Here is a 19,357-nt window from a genome sequence, read left to right as displayed (position 1 = left end):
ATGCTTGTCCCCTGTCTGAGGCCTGCTGGTTGCGGCTGAAATAGCCGTACATCGGGGTTTCGTGAGATGCGTCCGATGGAGTGCAGCGGCTGCGGGTTCGATGTTCAGAGCGGTTTTGCTTTCTGTCCGCGATGCGGCGCAAGGCAACCGATATCGTGCGCCGCCTGCGGCTATCCTTGTCAGCCCGATTTTGCCTTCTGCCCCCAATGTGGCGCGCCGATATCCGGTAAAGTCCAACCCGCAACGAAGCCGAAGATTGAGGCGCTACCTCAATCGGAGGGCGATGCCGACCGGCGGCCGGTGACCGTGCTCTTTGCCGATCTCTGCGGCTTCACGACCCTGAGCGAGCAGATCGATCCTGAAGTCATGCGGGTGCTGCAGAACGAATTGTTCGAAGAGATGACCCAGGCGGTCGAAGCCTATGGCGGCTTCGTCGACAAGTTCGTCGGCGATGCACTGCTGGCGCTGTTCGGCGCGCCGGTCGCCCATGAGGACGATCCGGTCCGGGCGCTTGGTGCTGCACTCGATATGATCGGTCGGGCGACGCAGGTCGGCGAGCGCTGGCACGCCCGCGCCGGCGTGCCGCTGCGTCTGCATATCGGCATCAATAGCGGCCCTGTCGTTACCGGCGGCTTTGGTGCGGTCAGTACAAAATCCTATTCCGTGACCGGCGACACGGTAAACACCGCCCAACGCCTGCAATCCATGGCCGGCGAAAACGATATCCTTGTCGGGCCGCTGACCTATCGCCTCACCCGCCATGCCTTTGCCTTCGACAGTCTCGGCGCGCAAACGTTGCGCGGAAAAAGCGGAAACGTCCTTGTCCATCGGCTGACAGGGCTGTCGGAAGCGCCGCATACGGCGCGCGGGCTTGAAAGTTTCGGCCTTCGGGCGCCGATGATCGGACGGGATACGGAGTTGTCGGGGTTGCTGACATGCCTCGACCTTGCCTGCGGCGGCGCAGCGCAGCTTGTCCGGCTGATCGGCGAAGCCGGTATCGGCAAGTCGCGGCTGGTCAACGAATTCGTCGCAACCGCCGGCAATGCCGCCCGTTTCCAGGGCCTCGCCATCCGCAAAGCGACCTGCTCTCCGCTCGGCGAACAATCCTATGGTACGCTCGGCGCGGTCGTACGCATCGCCTACGGCATCGGCGAGCGGGACGATCTCGACAGGGCGCGGCAATTGCTGGCAACGGGGTTCCGCGCGCTCGATCTGGCGCAGGAGGAGGTCGAGGGGCTTCTGCCGCTCTTTCTGCATGTCCTGGGCCTCGGCGATCCCGATGGCGCGTTGCGGCACATCGAGCCAGAGCAGTTGCGGCGGCAGATCTTCTATGGCATCCGCACCGTCTTCGAGCGGCGGCTGGCGCAAGGTCCCCTGCTGCTTGTCATCGAGGATCTGCACTGGGCCGACGCCGCCTCGCTGGAAGTGCTTCGCTTCATGATGGACCGGCTGGAGCGCAGCCGGTTGATGCTGCTGGCGATCTACCGGCCGACATCGCAGACCGACCCACTGGACTCCAATCGTGTCAGTGTCACCGTGCAGCGTCTTGCCCCACTCTTTGCCGCCGACGGGCAGAAGCTGCTTGCTGCGTTTTTTGGCGTGGATCATGGCAAGTTGCCGGTAACGATGCGCAAGCGCATCCTCGACCGCGCTGGCGGCAATCCGCTTTTCATCGAAGAAATCCTTCGGGCACTGATCGACATGGGCACGTTGCACAATGACGGCCAACGCTGGCATGTCGCAGCAGAAGACACGGATGTCGATATCCCGGTGAACCTGCAAGCCCTGTTGCTTGCCCGCGTCGATCGTCTACCACAGGACATCAGACGGCTGGCGCAAGAGGCGGCGGTGGTCGGCCCGAAGTTCGATACCGCCCTGCTCCGCACTATCGCCACCGACCCGGCCGCCATCGATGCTGCATTGGATCATCTCTGCGATGCCAATATCATCGAGGAATTGCGCGGGCCCGATGCCGGCAGCTCGCCTGGCTATCGCTTCAGCCAAACGCTGATGCACGACGTCATCTACCACAATCTCCTGCTGCAACGGCGCATGGAGCTTCATCAACGGATCGGCCGGGTTCTGGAACGTCAATATGGCGTAGCGCCCGACCGGCCCGAGCATCTGGCGCAGCTCGGCCATCACTTCAGCCTGACCACTGAAAAGGCCAAGGGGGCCAGCTATCTGATGGCGGCGGGCGATCTGGCGCGCAAAACCTACGCCAATGACGATGCGATGCGCCTCTACCGTCAGGCCCTTGCGGCCTTCGCAAACGAGGCAGAGGTTACACCAGAGCAACTCGCGCTTCTCGAGCGTCTTGCCGATCTCTGTGGCCCTGCCGGCCTCCGCGACGCCGCCGTAAACCATTATCAACGAGCGCTTGCGATTCACCGGACCAAAGACAACCCTATTGCGGCAGCGCGGATATTGCGCAAGGTCGGCCGTTTGCATCTTGATGCAGGACGCCGCGATCAAGCGGAGACACATTTGGCCGAAGCCGAAGCAATAATCGCAACAATCGATGCGCCGGTCGAACGTGCACATGTCCTGCAGGAGCGCGGCCATCTGGCCTTCCGCATGGGGGATCAGGCCGCTGCCGCCGAGTGGGCGACGCAGGCATTGCAATGCCTGCAAACGCTGCCGATCGACGGGACGACCGAGACCGGACGGGAGACAGCGCGAGCGATGGCGGAGGCGCTGAACACCAAGGGGGCGGCCTTTGCGCGGCTCGGGCGTCGCCGCGAGGCCGTGCAGGAAGTGGAGCGCAGCCTCTCGGTCGCTGAAAAAGCCGATCTGCAAAGTGCCGCCTGTCGCGCCTATTCCAATCTCGGCGTTCTCTACACGATTGTCGACCCGGCCAACGCCATCAAGATCTGCCGGCGCGGGCTGGAGCTTGCGACCCGTATCGGCGATCTCGGCTTCCAGGCGCGGCTTCTCGCCAACCTCGCCGTTGCCTGCTGCACCTTCACCGATCGCTGCGCCGCCGAGGGTGTACCGGCCGCGGAAAAAGCCGTCGAAATCGACCGGGCGCTCGATCAGCGCGACCATCTCTCCGTGCCGCTGATCGTGCTGGGCCAAATTCATCAATGCCACGGGCAGCCGAAGCTAGCCCGTAAGTATTACGAGGAAGCCCTTGAGGTCGCGAAGGAAATTGACGAGCCGCAACTGCTGTTTCCGTGCTATGATGGCTTGGCGACACTCAGCCTCGAGCATGACGACATGGACGAGGCAGAACGGTATTTCACGCTGGCACAGGATGTGTGCATCCGCCACAACCTCGATCCAGGCACGCTCGTCGTCCTGCCGTTTCTCGACTGACTGTCCCCGTTCAACAACCGCAGGAGATCGATTAGGCAAATCGATTCAAAAGCATAAAGGGAGGAACGAAACATGCAGGAGAACCACGCCGCAAGACCGTTGCAGCCGGGAGATCGCGCGCCGAACGTGGTGCTGGATGCGATCACCCGCCAGGGCAAGGTTGCCATCGACGATTTTCGCGGCCAGAAGCCGGTGTTCGTCGGGTTGTTCCGCGGATTGCATTGCCCCTTCTGTCGCCGGCAGATCGCCGCCATGGCCGAACTCACCGACGCATTGCAGGAGAAAGGCATCGATAGCCTGACCATCGTCAACACGCCGATCGAGCGCGCTCGCCTCTATTTCCGCTACCATCCGCTTCCCAATCTGCTGGCGGCGTCAGACCCGGAACGGGTATCGCACAGGGCCTTCGGCTTGCCGAATCTTCAATTCACCGAAGATGAGAATGAGTGGCCGCGCAAAGTCAGCATGAACACGGTGATGTCGATGCGCATCGACATGCCGGGCGAGCTTCCAGCGCCTATGGACCCGATGGCGGCGTCGGAATTCCTCGACAAGGCGGACGGCTATGAAATCACCGAGGATGACAAGCAGATGATCGCCACCGGCCACGGCCAACTCGTCGGCGAATTCCTGCTCGATCGGGATGGCGTCGTGCGCTGGTGTTTCACGGAAGTCGAGGAGGATGGTCGCCATATGTTCGGCGGTCCCGCCCCTCGGGAAGTGATGTCGGCTGCGTCGAACATGGCTGTTTGAAGCGAATGAGGCCGTGCTTGAAAGGTCGGACGATTGAACAAGGCGAGCAATTCCCGGTCCCGCGTGATCGCCCTTATTCCATCCTGAACTTGGCGTGGCAGGTCGTGCAGGTCTGGAGCATGAGGTGGAACGCGTGTTCCGCCGGCATTGCCAGCAGTCTGGAACACGCTGGTCGCCCGTGACGAGACGGTCGACCGGATGGTGTTCTCGCGCCGGAAACGATCAGCCGAGAATTTCTAGAGTTGCCAGCGTCAGCACGACATAGCGGCCGGTCTTGGCGACGAAAACCAGGATCGTGAACGGTGTGAGCGGCTCCCTGAGCACGCCGGCGACAACCGTGAGAGCGTCCCCGAACAGTGGCATCCACGACAGGAGCAATGTCCACTTGCCGTATCTCCGGTACCAGCGGGACGAACGTTCGAGGACCTTCTCGCCGACCGGAAACCAGCGCCGGTCCCGAAACCTTTCAACCCCGCGACCGAGGAACCAATTGGCCACGCTTCCGAGCGTATTTCCGACGCTGGCGACAGCGACCAAAGCCGGAACGGAGAACTTGCCCGTGACAAGAAGGCCGACCAGCACGGGCTCCGACTGCATCGGCAAGATCGTCGCCGCCCCGAGAGCCGCGATGAAAAGTCCCAAGTAGGATGCGAAATCGATCATCGTCAGAAAAGACCAGCTCCTGCTGTCGTTCACCGTTAGACTCTCCAACCTGTGCACGATGTCCGTGCCACATAAAGGACTCGAACATCGACGACAGATGAGTCGCAATTGAAATCGAGCTGCTTTGCATGTAGTTCGAGGAGCATGGGCAAGATGTACCGAATCGCAATGAGCAGGCTGCTCGTGATGATGCGGCTGGTGATCATCGTATCACTGGCGGGGTACTCGCTGTCGAATGCAAGCGCCGCCATGCATGGCTCCTCGTTCCCCGAAATGGCGGCGGTACTGTCCGAGTCCGATGCTCTGCAGCATCACGATGGCCATGACATGACGAAGATGGCTGCCCATGACCACTCCCAGGGCGAGGCCGGCGGTAACGCAGATGGCGTATCGAAGCCAGTCAAGCAAGAATGCTGCAAGGATTTCTGTGGCGGGCTCGGCATTATTTGTGAAGGCCAGGATGTCGGCGGACCCGTCGTAACCTCGATCCGGCAGTTCATCGACGACCGAACAACCCTTGGCGAGCTGCCGCCCCTCCACCGTCCCCCGAATATCTGAATAGAGACGTACCCGTTTGATCGGGTCTAGTCGGACGCTTGCCTGCTTCGGGGCGAGCGGCCCGTAGGCTATCTCCTATTCGGAAATTTCATAATGAAACCCTCGCTTTTCGTGGTGGGGCTGCCGCTTATCGTCGGCGGCTGCGCATCCACACTTCCTCCCGACGTGGTGGCGTCTCCCACCGCGGTAGACCAGCCGTCCGCACTTCCGGCGGCATACAGGTCGCCGATCGCAGGCTACGTCGCCCGGCAGCCGGTCGATCCCAAACCCTGGCGCAGACAGAACGATCTGCAGTCTCCCATGAATGGAGACGACTCATGATCGGCACCGCAAGACTGATCGCGGCGCTGGCATTCCCGCTCGCCTTGAGCGGCTGCGTTACAGGCGCCGACTATTCCCGCAAAGAGGCGGGTTTCACCTCCGTTGCCAACAAAACCGCCATTGTCACGGCGAAAGAGACCGTCTGGATCCAGAACCAGAACCAGGCCCGATCGGCGGCCGCGCAGGTCAAAAGTCTGCTTGCTCGAGCAAAGACCCTCGACGCCGAGACGGCCGTCCAGATCGCGCTGCTCAACAACAAGGGCCTGCAGGCCGCCTATGCCGATCTTGGCGACAGCGCCGCCGACGCCTGGCAGTCGACGATGTTCATAAACCCGACCGTCTCCATCGGCACCACCGGCATCGGAACTCCGGGACTGCAGGCGTTCAAGACGATCGAAGGGATGATCACGACGAACATCCTGGCGCTCGCCACGAAGAACAGGGACATGGCGATCGCCGACACCCGCTTCCGGCAAGCGCAATTGACCGCGGCGGTGAAGACACTTCAGGTCGCCGCCGACACCCGGCGCGCCTGGATCGGCGCGGTGGCGTCATGGGAGACCGTCGGGCAGCTCCAGCGTGCCCAGGCGACCGCCGACGCAGCCTCGGAACTCGCGGAGAAGCTTGGCGAGACCGGCGCAATGACCAAGGGCGCTCAAGCCCGTGAACATGTCTTCGTCGCCGAACTCGCCGGAGAAACGGCGAAGGCCCGCCTGTCCGCCCGTCTTGCCAAGGAGGAGTTGACGCGGCTGATGGGTCTCTGGGGCTCCGATCTGGACTATCAGGTCCAGAACAGCCTGCCGCCGCTCCCCAACTCCGTCGTCCGACGCAATACCATCGAGGCCGAGGCTCTCAGGAACCGCATCGATCTGCAGATCGCAAAGCTCGACCTTGAGGCCACGGGCAAGTCCTACGGCCTTACCGAGGCGACACGCTATGTGACCGACCTCCAAGTCCTGACCGGTTTCGAAACGGAACGCGAAATCGAGGACGACGAGACGAAAACGCGAACCACTGCGCAGGTCGAACTGGAGTTCGCCATTCCGATCTTCGACACCGGCAAGGCCCGGATGCGCAAGTCCGAGCTGGCCTACATGCGGGCGGCGAACCTCTTGGCGGAGAAAGCCGTCAACGTCCGCTCGGAAGCACGCTCCGCCTACGAGGCTTACCGCTCGAACTACGATATCGCGCGGCACTACCGCAACAACGTCGTGCCGCTGCGCACCAAGGTCGAGGAAGAATCCCTGCTGACCTACAACGGCATGATCTCGAACACCTTCGAGCTGCTGACAGACACCCGCGACAAGATCAACTCCATCCTGCTCTCCGTCAACGCGAAGCGAGATTTCTGGCTGGCCGAAGCCGATCTGGCGCCTGCGATCTACGGCGGCGGCGCGACGAAGGCGTCGGCAGAGACCGAGGTCGCCGCTGCTTCCGAAAGCAGCGCTGGCGGCGGTCATTGAGAAAGGACACTCCATGTTCAACAGACGACAACTTTTTGGAGCCAGCGCCGCTCTGCTCACCGCAGCCGCCTGGACGAAGACGGCGGCGATGGGCCTGCCCGACGCACCGACTATGGAATCGGCGGACATGCAGCCGCCACTCCACCCTGCCTCAGGTCCAGACTATCAGCCCGTGGTCACCCTCAACGGCTGGACCCTGCCGCACAGGATGAACAATGGCGTCAAGGAGTTCCACCTGGTCGCCGAACCGGTCGAACGCGAGATGGCAGACGGCATGACCGCCTATCTGTGGGGCTACAACGGACAGTCACCGGGACCGACGATCGAGGCGGTCGAGGGCGATCGCGTCCGCATCTTCGTCACCAACAAGCTGCCGGAGCACACGACGATCCACTGGCACGGCATGATCCTGCCGTCAGGCATGGACGGCGTCGGCGGCCTGACACAGCCGCATATTCCAGTCGGCAAGACCTATGTGTACGAGTTCGACCTCGTGAAATCCGGCACCTTCATGTACCACCCGCATTCCGACGAGATGGTGCAGATGGCCATGGGCATGATGGGTTTCTTCGTGATCCATCCGAAAGATCCCAAGTTCATGCGCGTCGACCGAGACTTCGTCTTCCTGCTCAACGCCTACGACATCGACCCCGGCTCCTACGTACCGCGGATCATGGAGATGACCGACTTCAACATGTGGTGCTGGAACAGCCGCGTGTTCCCGGACATCAGCCCTCTCGTCGTGTCCAGGAATGACCGGGTGCGCGTCCGCGTCGGCAACCTGACGATGACCAACCATCCGGTCCACATGCATGGCTACGATTTCGAAGTGACCTGTACCGACGGTGGCTGGGTGCGGCCGGAAGCGCGGTGGCCGGAGGTAAGCATCGACATCCCTGTCGGCGCGATGCGTGCCTACGAGTTCGACGCCAAGTATCTCGGCGACTGGGCGATCCACTGCCACAAGTCGCACCACACGATGAACGCCATGGGTCACGACATTCCAACCTTCATCGGTGCGGACAAATCGAAGGTTGCCGAGAAAATCAGGAAGCTGCAGCCGGAATACATGCCCATGGGCACCAAGGGCATGGCCGATATGGGCGAAATGGAGATGCCCATCCCCGAGAATACCGTTCCGATGATGACCGGCTGGGGACCGCATGGTCCGATCGAAATGGGCGGCATGTTCTCGGTGGTGAAAGTCCGCGAGGGGATTTCGGCGGACGATTACTCAGATCCTGGCTGGTACGAAAACCCGCCCGGAACGCAGGCCTTCGAGTGGACCGGAGAACTTCCGGACGCGACCAAGGCCAAAGACGCGAAAACGCAAATCACGCCGAAGCCGACAAACGGCTGAGGTCCGATCTCAACATCGAAAAGGAATTACGGATGAAGAATTATTTCATGGCTCTGGCCCTCGCAGCACTCGCGTCGCCAGCACTTGCCGCCGGCAATCATGCCGGTGGCCACGGCGAGAAGATGGCTATCGGAGAACCCGGCGACAAGGCCAAGGCGACACAGACCATCCGCGTCACGATGAAGGAAACCGACGACGGAAAGATGCTGTTTACTCCCGCAGCCTTCAACGTCCGCAAGGGGCAGACGGTCAAGATCGCGATCAAGAATGCCGGAACGATCGACCACGAATTCGTGCTCGATCAGGAAGACAAGATTCTGGAGCACAAGAAGATCATGGAGAAGTTCCCGGAAATGGAACACGCCGACGCCAATTCCATCCGCCTTCCGGCTGGTCAATCCGGCGAGATCGTCTGGAAGTTCACTACCGACGGCGAATTCAAGTTCGCCTGCCTGATCCCCGGCCATTACGAAGCCGGCATGCACGGCGACGTCACCGTCGCTGGGAAATAATCCGCAAAAAAGGAGCTACGAACATGAAAACTGCCATGATCAAAATCAGCGTGGCCGTCCTGCTCTCTGCCAGCGCGGCCTTTGGTGCGTTCGCCCAGGAATTCACCAAGGGTGTCGTCAACAAGGTCGACGCCAAAGCGAACAAGGTGACCATCAAGCATGAGGAGCTGAAGAACCTCGACATGCCTGCGATGACGATGGTTTTCCGGGTCGAAGACCCGGCTCTGCTCGAAAGGCTGAAGGAAGGTTCGAAGATCGAGTTCGTCGCCGAACGCGTGAATGGCAAGCTGACCGTCACCGAAGTAAAATAGGGGGCTCCTGCCGCCCGGTCTCGATCCGGGCGGCAGAACATCAAGGAGTGGAGACGATGCACAGGAGAAGCTTTATTACAATGGCGGCATCCGCCCTGGCATTCCTTGGCGGAGGGACACGCGCCGCCGCGCCGGCGAAGATGACCGTCTACAAGGATCCAAACTGCGGCTGCTGTCATGAATGGTCGAAGGCGATGGCAGCGGCAGGATTTTCCCTCGACGCTCGCGACACCGACGACCTTGCAGCGGTCAAGGCGCGGTTGGGCGTGCCGGCCGACATGCAGGGGTGCCACACCGCCGTCGTCGAGGAATATTACGTCGAGGGACACGTGCCGCTCGATGCCGTCCAGCGCCTGTTGCAGGAGCGACCGCCGGTCCGAGGGCTGGCCGTGCCGGGCATGCCGTCCGGCTCGTTGGGGATGGGCGACGACCCGCAGGCGTCCTATGATGTATATGCGATCCCCTCGGGAACCGGCGCGCCATACGTATTCCTGGAGGTCCGTCCCCGGAAGGGCTGACGTCGCGATCGATCAGGCCAGAGCCGGCGGCCGATCAGGGAACCGGAGCGGAATCGCGCTGCGCCAGACTGAGACTGATCGACCGGTTGCCGCGTCGACGGCGTCGAACATGGCTGTTGAAACGAATGATCTTTAAAGCGCGCCGCATCGAATTGGATTCATGCGACGCGCTTTCGATGAGACGAACGACACGTTCGGCGCCCTCACCGAGCCCTCTTACCTCAAGGAACAAATCTCGCATGGCGATGTTGTCATTACGATAAACATAGGATCATGGGAGGAACTCATGCGGAAATCTCTTCAGTTCGTACTGGTCGGCTTGGCTGCGATAAGCGGCTTGACGATCTCGCCGACGATCGCGGCAGCGCAGGACTTGGAGTTGCGGGTCGGCCCCGGTGGCGTCGGGGTTTACGATCGTAATCGCGATCGTGACAGATATGACGGATATGATCGGCGCGGACGGCGCGGATGCGACCCGGATGATGCTCTCGACATCGCACGTAGCGAAGGACTTCGCAGAGCGCAGATCGTACGCATGTCTCCCCGCAGTATCGTCGTGCAGGGGATGACTCGCCGTGGACCGGAACGAATGACCTTTGCAAACCGCCGAGGCTGCCCGGAAATCTGACCGCGGCGTGAGCAAATGAAGTGGGACAGCTGGCCTTCGAGATCGTCGAACGGTCAGCCGTGAGCCCTTGTTTTCAAAGCGGCGGAACCTTTGGCCCCTCTGGACATTGCTGCCCATGCAGCGCCCTACTTTGGGTCGCGTGCACCTTGGAGCACCATAGGAGGATTCATCATGATGAGCGGTCAATTGAAGGCGCTTCTCGCCGTCCTTGCCGTTGCCGGCTACCAAAACAGAGACAAGATCGGAGAGCTCCTACGGGGCATCCAGAACCCCCAGCAGGCTGGCGCGGGAAACCAGCAGCCCGGCGGGCTTGGCGGCCTTCTTGGCGGACTGACCGGTTCGGGTGGTCTCGGCGGCCTTCTGGGCGGGTTGACATCAGGCAGCATCGTCAGCGGCGGTCTCGGCGATCTGCTGAAGACGTTTCAGCAGAATGGTCACGGTGACAAGGCGGAGTCGTGGGTACAGCCCGGTCCAAATGCCGACATCGATGACGGCCAGCTCGCGGAAGCACTGGGGCCGGAGGTTCTCAACGAGATCGCTGCCAATACCGGCCTTTCGCATCAAGAGATTCTTGAGCGGCTGAAGCGCGATCTTCCCAAAGCGGTCGACGACCTGACACCAAACGGAAAACTGCCCACCGCCGAAGAGGATTTTTTGTCTTCCGCGAGCCAGTTCACCACCTCCACGCGGCCCGGCACCATCTAATCACGGGCCGTCTTGAGGCACGCGTCACTCCGGAAGTCCCGCCTTGCGGTAGCCGTCAACGAAATGCTCAAGCGTCCGAGCGTCGCGGAATGGCTCGGTCGCCGCCCAGTGGCGGGTTGAAAAATCCGGGTTGGCGACGAGAAACAGTTCGGCCTCGGCGCGTGCCTCGTCGAGCCGGCCGAGTTGGGCAAGACTTGCCGCCAGGAAACGGCGTGAGCTCGTGCGATAGGTCTCGTCGTTGCGCAGCGTCTCGACAGCGGTTGCGTATTGGCCGGCAGCATATTGCGCCTGGCCGAGCGCCAGATAGTACCAGCTCGCCGGAAACGGGTTCAACCGGAAGGCCTTGGCGATATGCTCGAGGCCCTCCCCGACCCGCCCGGCCAGGACCGCGATGTCGGATAGCGCCGCGAAGGTGTCGGCCTCGTTCGGGTCGAGTTCGATCGCCTTGGCAAATTCCGCTTCCGCCTCGTCGAAGCTGCGCTCATAGGCAAGTAGATAAGCCAGTATCCAGCGGCAGCCGGCATCGTTGGGATCGATCGCGACAGCCTTGCGCGCCAGCCCCAAAGCAAGGTCACGGGCGGGTTGCGTTGGTCCGCCGCTATGCACCTCTCCCATCCAGTGGTTCATGGCAAGCCAGCGATAGGCCTCGGCATAATCAGGATCGAGGACAATCGCGCGCGTCAGCATCAGATGCGCTTCCCGCGCCGTCTGCGGCGTATCGTCCATCAGCCTGCGCGCCCGCACGCAGAGATCGTAAGCCTCGAGATTTTTGGGCCGGTTGCGCGGCGGCGGTACGCGCAGCCGGCCGAGCAGCGCCTCCACGATCTTGGCCGTCACCTCGTCCTGAACGGCAAAGATATCGTCCAGGCTGCGATCGAAGCGTTCCGCCCATAGATGATCGCCACTTGCCGCATCGACCAGCTGGGCGTTGATGCGCACGCGCGCCTCGACACGTCTTGCACTGCCCTGCAGCAGATAGCGCACGCCGAGCTCCTCGGCGATCTCGCGCACATCCATCGCCTTTCCCTTGTAGGCGAAAGCCGAGTTGCGGGCGATGACGAACAGGCCCGGCATCCTGGAGAGGTCGGTGATCAGGTCTTCGGTCAGCCCATCCGCGAAGGATTCCTGCTCGGGATCGTTGCTGATATTCACGAAGGGCAGCACTGATATCGATGGTTTGTCGGGCAGCGGCAAAGGTTTTCGTTTGACGCCGCCGAGCTGATTGATGGCACCTATGAAGCGGTAGCCGACGCGCGGAACCGTGGAGATCCATTCACCGCCGTCGGCGGCCGGACCAAGCAGCTTGCGCTGCTGCGCGATCTGGACGGTTAGGTTGCCTTCCTCGACTGATATGCCCGGCCACGCCGCGTCCATCAACTCGGCCTTCCCCAAGATTTCGCCGGATCGTTCGACGAGTGCTGCAAGCAGCTTCAGCCCGCGATGGCCGACTGCGACGGGATCATCGTTCCGAAGGAGCGTTCCCGCCACCGGATCAAGCACGAACGGACCAAAGGCAAAGCGCGATCCCTGCATGGGGCGCATCTATAATCGGTTTGGACGTTTTTGAGAACTTTTTGGGAAAGCTTAAGTACGACGCTCACCCTATCCTGCAGAATTCATCCTCTTTCAGGTGAAAGGCCCCGGCCCTTCAAACCCTATGGAGGTTGCTGTGAACGATATTTCCTGCGTGGAGCCGGCGGACGTGTCGGATCGGCATTTGCACGGCACGACATCGCTGCGAGCGGATCGGATCCCATGGGCCGCGATGGCGGGTATCATCGCGACCGTCACGGTGTTTGCCGTGGCGCAGGGGCTGACCTATCCGCTGCTCAGCTTCATCCTGGAGCGGCAGGGAACGACATCGGGCCTGATCGGTTTGTCGGCGGCTATGACGCCGCTCGGTTTCATTCTATCGGCGCCCTTCATTCCGGCGCTTTCGCAGCGCGTGGGTGGGGCGCGGCTGGCGATCCTGTGTTCGATCCTGGCCGCCTTCACCCTGATGGCGATTGCCTGGGCGCAGGACGTCTGGGCCTGGATGCCGCTGCGCTTCCTGCTCGGCGTCTTCGCCAATCCGCTTTACGTGATCAGCGAAACCTGGCTGATCTCGATCACACCGGCGCCGCGCCGGGGCCGGATCATGGGCCTCTATTCATCGATCGTTTCGGGCGGCTTCGCCATCGGTCCGCTGTCGCTCTGGCTCACCGGCACCGAGGGTTGGCCGCCCTTCGTGATCGGCATTACGGCCTTCCTCCTCTGCGGCCTGATCGTGCTTGCGGTCGTCCCTCGCCTGCCCGACATGCCTGGTGAAGGCGAGGCAACAACGGTGGGCGGCTTCTTCGCGCTGGCACCACTGCTGTTGTTTGCCGTTTTTACCGCTGCCGCCTTCGAGCAGATCCTGCTTTCCCTGTTCGCGGTCTATGGCGCAGCACTCGGCAGCGCCGAGGAGCGCATCGCTTCGCTCATCACCTGTTTCATCGCTGGCAATGCCGTACTGCAGATTTTGCTCGGGCGCTTGGCCGAACGGTTCAGCTCGACGCGGATGATGCTCTTCTGTGTCCTGGCTTGCCTCGCCGGTTGCCTGCTGCTGCCGTCGGCCTTCAATTCGTGGCTTATCTGGCCGCTCGTTTTCGTCTGGGGCGGGGTCTCGTTCGGGATCTACACCTTGTCGCTGATCCAGCTCGGCGAGCGTTTCACCGGCCAGGCCCTGATCGCCGGAAATGCGACCTTCGCCTTGGTATGGGGCATCGGCGGCATCGTCGGATCGCCCGCGACAGGACTGGCGATGCAGCTGATCGGACATCAGGGTTTGCCATTGTCCCTTGGCCTGCTCAGCTGTGTGCTGGCGGTGTTTCTGGTGGCCAGGAGATGGCGGGGCTGATCGAGGCACTTGCTCGTGCCGCCCTGCCCCGGCTTCACCTGCCGGCCCTTTGCTCAGAAGAATTGCCATTTAATGCATAACATGTTATATAACATCCCATACAAATGGAGATCGGCATGGTCGAGGATGTGGTCCGAACGCTGGGGTTTCTGTGCATGGGCAGCCGGCTGCGGCGCATCGGAGAAAGGCTGCAGGCCGATACCCAGCAGGTCATCGACGAGGCCGGTCTCGGCATTCAGGCGGGCCAATATCCATTCCTTGCAGCGATCGATCGGTCTGGGCCGCTGACGATCGGCGAGCTCGCACAGGCGGTGGGCATCACCCAGCCCGGCGCAACCCGCACCATCGGCCAGCTTCTCGAACTCGGTTACGTCGACATGCAGCCGGCCCCGGATGATCAGCGCCGGAGACTGGTCTCGCTGACCTACAAGGGACAGGACCTCGTCGATTATTCGAAAAAGGTGATCTGGCCGCGCATCGCCGCCGCCGTTGCGGATCTCTGCGGCGATCTCGACGGGCCGATCCTCGAACAGCTCGCGGCCATCGAGGACGGGCTTGCGGCGGTGCCGCTTGCGCGCCGCAACGCCGCCAAGGAGGAAACACAATGAAACATATTCTCGACCGACCGATCTGGAGCGCGTTGGAGACCGCGCATGCCGATCTTGCCGAAGGTGGCATGTCCGCGCGGCGATACCCACCCTCCATCGTTCCTTTCGCGGCGTCAGCCGACGATACGCCGGAGAGCCTCGACGCCCTGGAGAACCTGCCTTCGCCGGAGGAGAGCATGATTCTCGTCGAATCCGGGCCGATCGCCATTCCACCGGGTCTTGCCGTCGTCACGGAGGCATCGGTGGTCCAGATGGTTGCCGAGCGACACCATGAGAGGATTTCGGATTCTCGCATCCAGCCGCTGACGGAGGCCGATGCCGCCGACATGCTGGCATTGGCGACACTGACCAAACCTGGGCCGTTCACATTGCGAGCCCAGAGCCTCGGCAGCTTCTGGGGGATCAAGAGCGAAGGCCGCCTGGTGGCGATGGTCGGACAACGGATGCGGCAGACAGGCTTCATCGAGCTCAGCGGGCTTTGCACCCATCCCGATGTCCAGGGACGCGGCCTCGGCACCCTGCTCTTCCGCTTCGTTGCCGGCGAAATCGCATCGAGCGGCGACACAGCCTATCTGCACGCCTATGCGGCGAACACATCGGCCATTTCGCTCTACAAGACACATGGTTTTGCGCTTCGCGCGGAGATGAACATGCGCGTGGTCAAACGCCGTTCCTGAGCCGTGCCCACGACCTATCGCACCGCCGGCGGCAGCACTTCGAATTTCCAGAATTTTTCCGGGCTGAAATAAGTCGTGGCAAACGCGCGGATATCTGCGGCGGCGACCCTGTCGTAGCCGCTGAGATTGTCGCGTATCCGATCTAAGCCGCGCGAATCCGTCTGAGCGCCGCGCAAATATTCAATCCAATATTCGTTACCCTGTTGCTGATGCTTCAGTGTCTCGATGATGGGTTCCCGGGCGCGCGCAAGTTCGTCCGGGGAGACATCATGCGACCGCAGATCCTTGGCGATCTCGTCGACGAGTGCGTAGAAGCGCGCGACCTTTGCCGGGTCTGTCTCGGCGTAGAAATATGCGTAGCCGTAGCCAGGGACTTCACTTGACAGGTCAGCATCGCCCTCCAGCACATAGCCTGCTCCTTCTGCGATGCGAAACTGGTCGATCAACCTGTTTTGGAAAATCTGGGTGGCGAGATTGGCGGCGAAGGACCGCGGCAGGTCGGAAAGCAAATCGCCAATCGGAGCCCCTACCGCGGCGGCGGCGTTATCTGCCCTGCCGTTATGGGTCCCCACAACGGGCTTCTCGTTCGTCACCGGAAAACGCACCTCGTTCCGATCGTCGCTCGACATCATCTCCGGGCGCGGCGGCAAGGCGCCAAAGGTTTCAGCCGTCAGCCGGATCGCGTCATCCACCGCCACGTCGCCGACAATGGTGATATCGATCGGGCCGTTGGAGATCATAGGTTGGAACAGCGCCTCGAAATCGTCTGGATGAGCGGCCGACAACTGCGCGCGATCGGGGAAGGTCCAGCGCGGATCGCGCGAATGTACGAGACCTGGGAAATCGCGGCTGACAATGCCGCCGGGCGTCGCCTCATACTGATCGAGACCGCTCAAATAGGCTTGCTGCACGCGCTTGAAAGCCTCGGGGCGATAGGCGGGATCGGAGGTGTATGCGGTCATGAGCTGCAGTTGCGTCGCAAGATCTTCAGTCCTTGTATGACCGTCGAACCTGAAGGAGCTGTCGCCTACCGAAAAATCGATGCTGACGATGTTGGCCGTCAGCGCTTTCTGGATATCCTGGTAATCCATGGCCTTCACGCCGGACAGCACGACGGCCGGAGATGCCCAGATCGGAGCGGAACGGTCGTGCGGCAGGTCCAGCCGACCGCCGCCGATATCTTCACGCACCAGCACTTCGTTGGCACGCAGCTTGGTTGGCTTGACGGTAAGACGCACGCCGTTGGAAAAGCGCACCATAGTCAAGCCGAGATCGTCGACGGCGCGGCGTTCGACCACAGCGCCCGGCGCGCCGAAATGGGCGTAGGGCCAGGCGACGTCAGTTGCACTGGATAGTGCCGAGAGGGCAACGGCATTCGACGCATCGTAGACTTGCCGAACCGCGTCGGCTCCGCCCTCAGGTGATTGGGCCGTCTGCAGCACGACCTGTGGACCGTTGCCGGAGAAAGCACGCTGCAGCGCCTGATTGACCTCGGCCGCCGTGACGCCGTTCGTCATCGTCTCGAACAGCGAGAGTTCTTCGGTAGGCGAGGTGAAGACTTGATCGTCATCGATGCTGCTCGCCAACATGGAAGCGACGTCGGTGGTCGTGCGCGTCGCGGCTCCGGCCGCAGCAGCCTGCAGGGCCGAGCGATAGTCGAGAATTTCGCGATCGATTTCCGCCTGCGTAGCGCCGAACTCCTGGATACGACGCTGTTCCTGGTCAATGGCCGTGAGCGCCGCCTGCCATTTGTCCGGCTCGGAGTTCGCCGCGATCAGGACGACATGAGCGGAATCGAGGAGATCTTGAGAGCCGATGCCCGCACTGATGAATGGAGCATCCGCCTTGCCGGCGATGGTGCTAACCCGGCGATTGAGCACGATGAGACCGAGATTTTCAATAAGCTCAGCGCGGCGCTTGGCGAAGGTGTCAGGCGCGGCGTCATAGAGACGTGTCCAGGCGACCTGTACGCTCGTCATGCCGCCGGGAACAACGATGAGGTTGGCGCTTTCGCCTTTCGTCACCAGCGTGCCGAGATCCGGTTTTGTCGGCGTCGGATCCACAGCCTTCCAGTCGCCGAAGCGCTGCCGGATTTCCGTTTCCATGGCGACGGGGTCGACATCGCCCACCACCACCAGCGTTGCCCGATCGGGTCGGTAATTGGCCCGGTAATAATCACGGACAAGGGCCACAGGCGCATTGCTGATGATGTCGGCTTTACCGATCGGTGCCCGCATGGTCGCGCGCTTGCCGGCGAGCAACGAATTCATGATTTCGAGCGCCGCGCGATACTGCGGCGTGTCGCGCAGCCGCTCCTCCGACAGGATGACGCCGCGTTCGCGATCGAAGGCGCCGGCGTCGAGGGTCAGCTCGCTCGCCGTTTCTCGCATCAGCATCAGGCCCGTCGAAACCGTGTCTGCATCGACCTCGGGCAGATCGAGTGCATAGACAGTCTCGTCATAAGAGGTGTGGGCGTTGGTGTCCGGCCCGAAAGCCAAACCCTTGCGCTGCAAGATACGGATCATCTCCCCTTCGGCGACATGTGTCGAACCCTTGAAGGCCATGTGCTCAAGAACATGCGCCAGACCCTGCTGGTTGTCGTTTTCGTCGAGCGAACCTGAGCCAATGCGAAAGCGGATCGCGGCCTGTCCGGGCGGCGTGACATTGCGCATGGTCGCAAACCGCATGCCGTTGGCGAGCATGCCGAAACGCACATGAGGGTCGGCTTTGATGTCGCTTTGCGTTTGTGGCCAGGGCACGGACAGGCTGTTCGCATAGGCTGGCGACGTGAAGCTTGCGACGAGGGAGACCGTCGCGAGAAACCAGCACACCGTGGAGCATTCCATTTTTTTATGAGACATTCTTGTCCAGGTGATGAGAATGAATGGGGTAGATGGCGTCAATCTGACTATTCCACAGGTTGCATTTCCCATCAACTTCCATGTGTGTAATGAATAAGAAGTAGATAACTCTGCCCAGAACAGGATGATTTTAGGCCCGGTCGGCCTAAAATCTGAATCCTGTTCTCAATTAAAGAGTTAGAGCATGATGTCGTCCGAAAACCGCTCACACTTTTCGGCATCATGCTCTAGGTGTCAGACCAATGTCATCGAACCCGCCTAAGGGATTGCGCCTCGATGCAGTCACCAGGAGGCGTTTTTCGATGGCGACATTGGAGCAGGTCGCGTTCCGAGCAGGATGCTCGCTGGCGACCGCAAGCAGGGTTCTCAACCGCAACGGACCGGCCAGCGACCTGATGGTGCGCAAGGTGCGCCGTGCGGCCGCCGAACTCGGCTATCGCCCGGCCGGTCTGTCTGCTGGGCGGCTCGGACGCAGGCCCGTCATCGGCGTGCTGATCCCGAGCATCACCAATCCGGTCTTTGCCTCGTCGCTGTCGAGCATCCAGAACCGCATGCTGGTGGCCGGGCATGGTGTCTTGATCGCCCAGTCGAATTACGATCCGGCGCGCGAGGCCGATGCCGTCGCAGCACTCTTGAACGACCGGCCGACCGGGCTGATCCTCACCGTCTGCGATCCATCCACCAGCAAGGCGCTGCTTGCGAAGCTCCCGCCGACCGTGCTGCTCAACAACCTGCCGACGGCGCAGTTTCCGGCGGCTGTTACCGCCGACAATCGCGGCGCCGGCCGCGAGATCACGTCCTTCCTGATCGGCATGGGCCATCGCCGCATTCTGTTTCTCTCCGGTAATTTTGCCGCCTCCGACCGCGCCCACCTTCGCTACCGCGGTTACCTCGACGCCATGGCCGTGAGCGGGCTGACACCCCTCGATGCCGTGCAGATCCCGTTCGTCAGCGGTTATGACCAGCTCGATCTTGGCGTCGCGATGACTTCGCTTGCGCCGACGGCGATCATCGCCTCCAACGATCTGCTGGCGCTCGGCGTCATCGGCGCGCTGAAGCGCGAGGGACTGTCGGTGCCTGGGGATGTTTCGGTCGCCGGCTTCGACGGCATCGCCATCGGCCGGCTGATCGATCCACCCCTGACGACCATCGAAATGCCGGATGCCAGCATGGGGGCAACGGCCGCCTCGCTGCTTCTCGACATGGCGGAGAATGCCGCCCCT

Annotated in this window: 18 protein-coding genes and 1 pseudogene; 15 read left to right on the top strand and 4 right to left on the bottom strand. The window is 61.8% G+C overall.

The window, feature by feature from the left end:
- The first annotated feature begins 75 nt into the window (after positions 1-75).
- Complete coding sequence (locus HX899_RS29230; protein ID WP_171599044.1) at positions 76-3,318, top strand: adenylate/guanylate cyclase domain-containing protein; 3,243 nt, start codon at positions 76-78, stop codon at positions 3,316-3,318.
- 72 nt (positions 3,319-3,390) lie between these two features.
- Complete coding sequence (locus HX899_RS29225; RefSeq protein ID WP_138329450.1) at positions 3,391-4,071, top strand: peroxiredoxin-like family protein; 681 nt, start codon at positions 3,391-3,393, stop codon at positions 4,069-4,071.
- Between the two features lie 73 nt (positions 4,072-4,144).
- Here HX899_RS29225 and HX899_RS35300 read toward each other — a convergent pair.
- Positions 4,145-4,228, bottom strand: a pseudogene (locus HX899_RS35300) (cytochrome C); the annotation flags it as partial.
- Positions 4,229-4,293: 65 nt separating this feature from the next.
- Positions 4,294-4,734, bottom strand: coding sequence for a YqaA family protein (locus HX899_RS29220; protein ID WP_181294018.1), 441 nt, complete (start codon positions 4,732-4,734; stop codon positions 4,294-4,296).
- Positions 4,735-4,878: 144 nt separating this feature from the next.
- Here HX899_RS29220 and HX899_RS29215 point away from each other — a divergent pair, with 144 nt between their 5' ends.
- The 9 genes from HX899_RS29215 to HX899_RS29180 all read left to right on the top strand — a co-directional run bounded on the left by HX899_RS29215 (position 4,879) and on the right by HX899_RS29180 (position 11,110).
- Positions 4,879-5,292 carry a hypothetical protein gene (locus HX899_RS29215; protein WP_181294010.1) on the top strand — a complete coding sequence of 138 codons (414 nt, stop codon included), beginning with the start codon at positions 4,879-4,881 and terminating at the stop codon, positions 5,290-5,292.
- Positions 5,293-5,385: 93 nt separating this feature from the next.
- A complete protein-coding gene (locus HX899_RS35295; RefSeq protein WP_171598775.1) occupies positions 5,386-5,613 on the top strand; it encodes a hypothetical protein in 228 nt (75 codons plus the stop codon).
- Complete coding sequence (locus tag HX899_RS29210; RefSeq protein ID WP_181294009.1) at positions 5,610-7,076, top strand: TolC family protein; 1,467 nt, start codon at positions 5,610-5,612, stop codon at positions 7,074-7,076. Before HX899_RS35295 ends, HX899_RS29210 begins: the two co-directional genes overlap by 4 nt.
- Positions 7,077-7,089: 13 nt before the next feature.
- Positions 7,090-8,436 carry a multicopper oxidase family protein gene (locus tag HX899_RS29205; protein ID WP_180194175.1) on the top strand — a complete coding sequence of 449 codons (1,347 nt, stop codon included), beginning with the start codon at positions 7,090-7,092 and terminating at the stop codon, positions 8,434-8,436.
- A 32-nt stretch (positions 8,437-8,468) separates the two neighbouring features.
- A complete protein-coding gene (locus HX899_RS29200) occupies positions 8,469-8,948 on the top strand; it encodes a plastocyanin/azurin family copper-binding protein (protein ID WP_180194176.1) in 480 nt (159 codons plus the stop codon).
- 23 nt (positions 8,949-8,971) lie between these two features.
- Positions 8,972-9,259 (top strand): copper-binding protein, encoded by a 288-nt coding sequence (locus HX899_RS29195; RefSeq protein ID WP_138329456.1) that lies wholly within the window; start codon positions 8,972-8,974, stop codon positions 9,257-9,259.
- Between the two features lie 56 nt (positions 9,260-9,315).
- Positions 9,316-9,777: a DUF411 domain-containing protein gene (locus HX899_RS29190; RefSeq protein ID WP_138329457.1), complete on the top strand. Its 462-nt coding sequence runs from the start codon at positions 9,316-9,318 to the stop codon at positions 9,775-9,777.
- Between the two features lie 286 nt (positions 9,778-10,063).
- Positions 10,064-10,405 carry a hypothetical protein gene (locus tag HX899_RS29185; protein ID WP_029875156.1) on the top strand — a complete coding sequence of 114 codons (342 nt, stop codon included), beginning with the start codon at positions 10,064-10,066 and terminating at the stop codon, positions 10,403-10,405.
- A 171-nt stretch (positions 10,406-10,576) separates the two neighbouring features.
- Positions 10,577-11,110, top strand: coding sequence for a YidB family protein (locus HX899_RS29180; protein WP_138329458.1), 534 nt, complete (start codon positions 10,577-10,579; stop codon positions 11,108-11,110).
- A 24-nt stretch (positions 11,111-11,134) separates the two neighbouring features.
- Here the strand turns inward: HX899_RS29180 and HX899_RS29175 are convergent, their stop codons facing one another.
- Positions 11,135-12,643, bottom strand: a complete 1,509-nt coding sequence (locus HX899_RS29175; protein WP_181294008.1) for a winged helix-turn-helix domain-containing tetratricopeptide repeat protein — start codon at positions 12,641-12,643, stop codon at positions 11,135-11,137.
- Between the two features lie 124 nt (positions 12,644-12,767).
- Here HX899_RS29175 and HX899_RS29170 point away from each other — a divergent pair, with 124 nt between their 5' ends.
- The 3 genes from HX899_RS29170 to HX899_RS29160 all read left to right on the top strand — a co-directional run bounded on the left by HX899_RS29170 (position 12,768) and on the right by HX899_RS29160 (position 15,273).
- The gene (locus HX899_RS29170) at positions 12,768-13,988 is read left to right on the top strand and encodes an MFS transporter (RefSeq protein WP_181294007.1); all 1,221 of its coding nucleotides are present in this window, start codon (positions 12,768-12,770) and stop codon (positions 13,986-13,988) included.
- A gap of 116 nt (positions 13,989-14,104) precedes the next feature.
- Positions 14,105-14,596, top strand: a complete 492-nt coding sequence (locus HX899_RS29165) for a MarR family winged helix-turn-helix transcriptional regulator (protein WP_181294006.1) — start codon at positions 14,105-14,107, stop codon at positions 14,594-14,596.
- Positions 14,593-15,273: a GNAT family N-acetyltransferase gene (locus HX899_RS29160; RefSeq protein ID WP_181294005.1), complete on the top strand. Its 681-nt coding sequence runs from the start codon at positions 14,593-14,595 to the stop codon at positions 15,271-15,273. The genes HX899_RS29165 and HX899_RS29160 overlap by 4 nt, the downstream gene beginning before the upstream one ends.
- A 14-nt stretch (positions 15,274-15,287) precedes the next feature.
- Here HX899_RS29160 and HX899_RS29155 read toward each other — a convergent pair whose 3' ends face one another.
- The gene (locus HX899_RS29155) at positions 15,288-18,206 is read right to left on the bottom strand and encodes a pitrilysin family protein (protein ID WP_181294004.1); all 2,919 of its coding nucleotides are present in this window, start codon (positions 18,204-18,206) and stop codon (positions 15,288-15,290) included.
- Positions 18,207-18,436: 230 nt separating this feature from the next.
- On the opposite strand from HX899_RS29155, the gene HX899_RS29150 reads away from it, so the two are divergent.
- The coding region (locus HX899_RS29150) for a substrate-binding domain-containing protein (protein ID WP_181294003.1) at positions 18,437-19,357 on the top strand (921 nt) is incomplete at its 3' end.

It is taken from the genome of Rhizobium sp. WYCCWR 11146 (genome assembly GCF_013591995.1).
GTDB classification, from domain to species: domain Bacteria; phylum Pseudomonadota; class Alphaproteobacteria; order Rhizobiales; family Rhizobiaceae; genus Rhizobium; species Rhizobium indicum.
Note: the sequence above shows the minus strand (reverse complement) of the source record. Positions and strands in the feature narration are given on the sequence as shown.

Excerpts from the sequence above, each read along its gene's own strand:
- HX899_RS29155 (WP_181294004.1), bottom strand. The coding sequence starts at position 18,206 with ATGGGAAATGCAACCTGTGGAATAGTCAGATTGACGCCATCTACCCCA.
- HX899_RS29160 (WP_181294005.1), top strand. The coding sequence starts at position 14,593 with ATGAAACATATTCTCGACCGACCGATCTGGAGCGCGTTGGAGACCGCG.
- HX899_RS29210 (WP_181294009.1), top strand. The coding sequence starts at position 5,610 with ATGATCGGCACCGCAAGACTGATCGCGGCGCTGGCATTCCCGCTCGCC.
- HX899_RS29195 (WP_138329456.1), top strand. The coding sequence starts at position 8,972 with ATGAAAACTGCCATGATCAAAATCAGCGTGGCCGTCCTGCTCTCTGCC.
- HX899_RS29190 (WP_138329457.1), top strand. The coding sequence starts at position 9,316 with ATGCACAGGAGAAGCTTTATTACAATGGCGGCATCCGCCCTGGCATTC.
- HX899_RS29205 (WP_180194175.1), top strand. The coding sequence starts at position 7,090 with ATGTTCAACAGACGACAACTTTTTGGAGCCAGCGCCGCTCTGCTCACC.
- HX899_RS29200 (WP_180194176.1), top strand. The coding sequence starts at position 8,469 with ATGAAGAATTATTTCATGGCTCTGGCCCTCGCAGCACTCGCGTCGCCA.
- HX899_RS29180 (WP_138329458.1), top strand. The coding sequence starts at position 10,577 with ATGATGAGCGGTCAATTGAAGGCGCTTCTCGCCGTCCTTGCCGTTGCC.
- HX899_RS29175 (WP_181294008.1), bottom strand. The coding sequence starts at position 12,643 with ATGCAGGGATCGCGCTTTGCCTTTGGTCCGTTCGTGCTTGATCCGGTG.
- HX899_RS29185 (WP_029875156.1), top strand. The coding sequence starts at position 10,064 with ATGCGGAAATCTCTTCAGTTCGTACTGGTCGGCTTGGCTGCGATAAGC.
- HX899_RS29220 (WP_181294018.1), bottom strand. The coding sequence starts at position 4,734 with ATGATCGATTTCGCATCCTACTTGGGACTTTTCATCGCGGCTCTCGGG.
- HX899_RS29170 (WP_181294007.1), top strand. The coding sequence starts at position 12,768 with ATGGAGGTTGCTGTGAACGATATTTCCTGCGTGGAGCCGGCGGACGTG.
- HX899_RS29225 (WP_138329450.1), top strand. The coding sequence starts at position 3,391 with ATGCAGGAGAACCACGCCGCAAGACCGTTGCAGCCGGGAGATCGCGCG.
- HX899_RS35295 (WP_171598775.1), top strand. The coding sequence starts at position 5,386 with ATGAAACCCTCGCTTTTCGTGGTGGGGCTGCCGCTTATCGTCGGCGGC.
- HX899_RS29165 (WP_181294006.1), top strand. The coding sequence starts at position 14,105 with ATGGTCGAGGATGTGGTCCGAACGCTGGGGTTTCTGTGCATGGGCAGC.
- HX899_RS29230 (WP_171599044.1), top strand. The coding sequence starts at position 76 with ATGGAGTGCAGCGGCTGCGGGTTCGATGTTCAGAGCGGTTTTGCTTTC.
- HX899_RS29215 (WP_181294010.1), top strand. The coding sequence starts at position 4,879 with ATGGGCAAGATGTACCGAATCGCAATGAGCAGGCTGCTCGTGATGATG.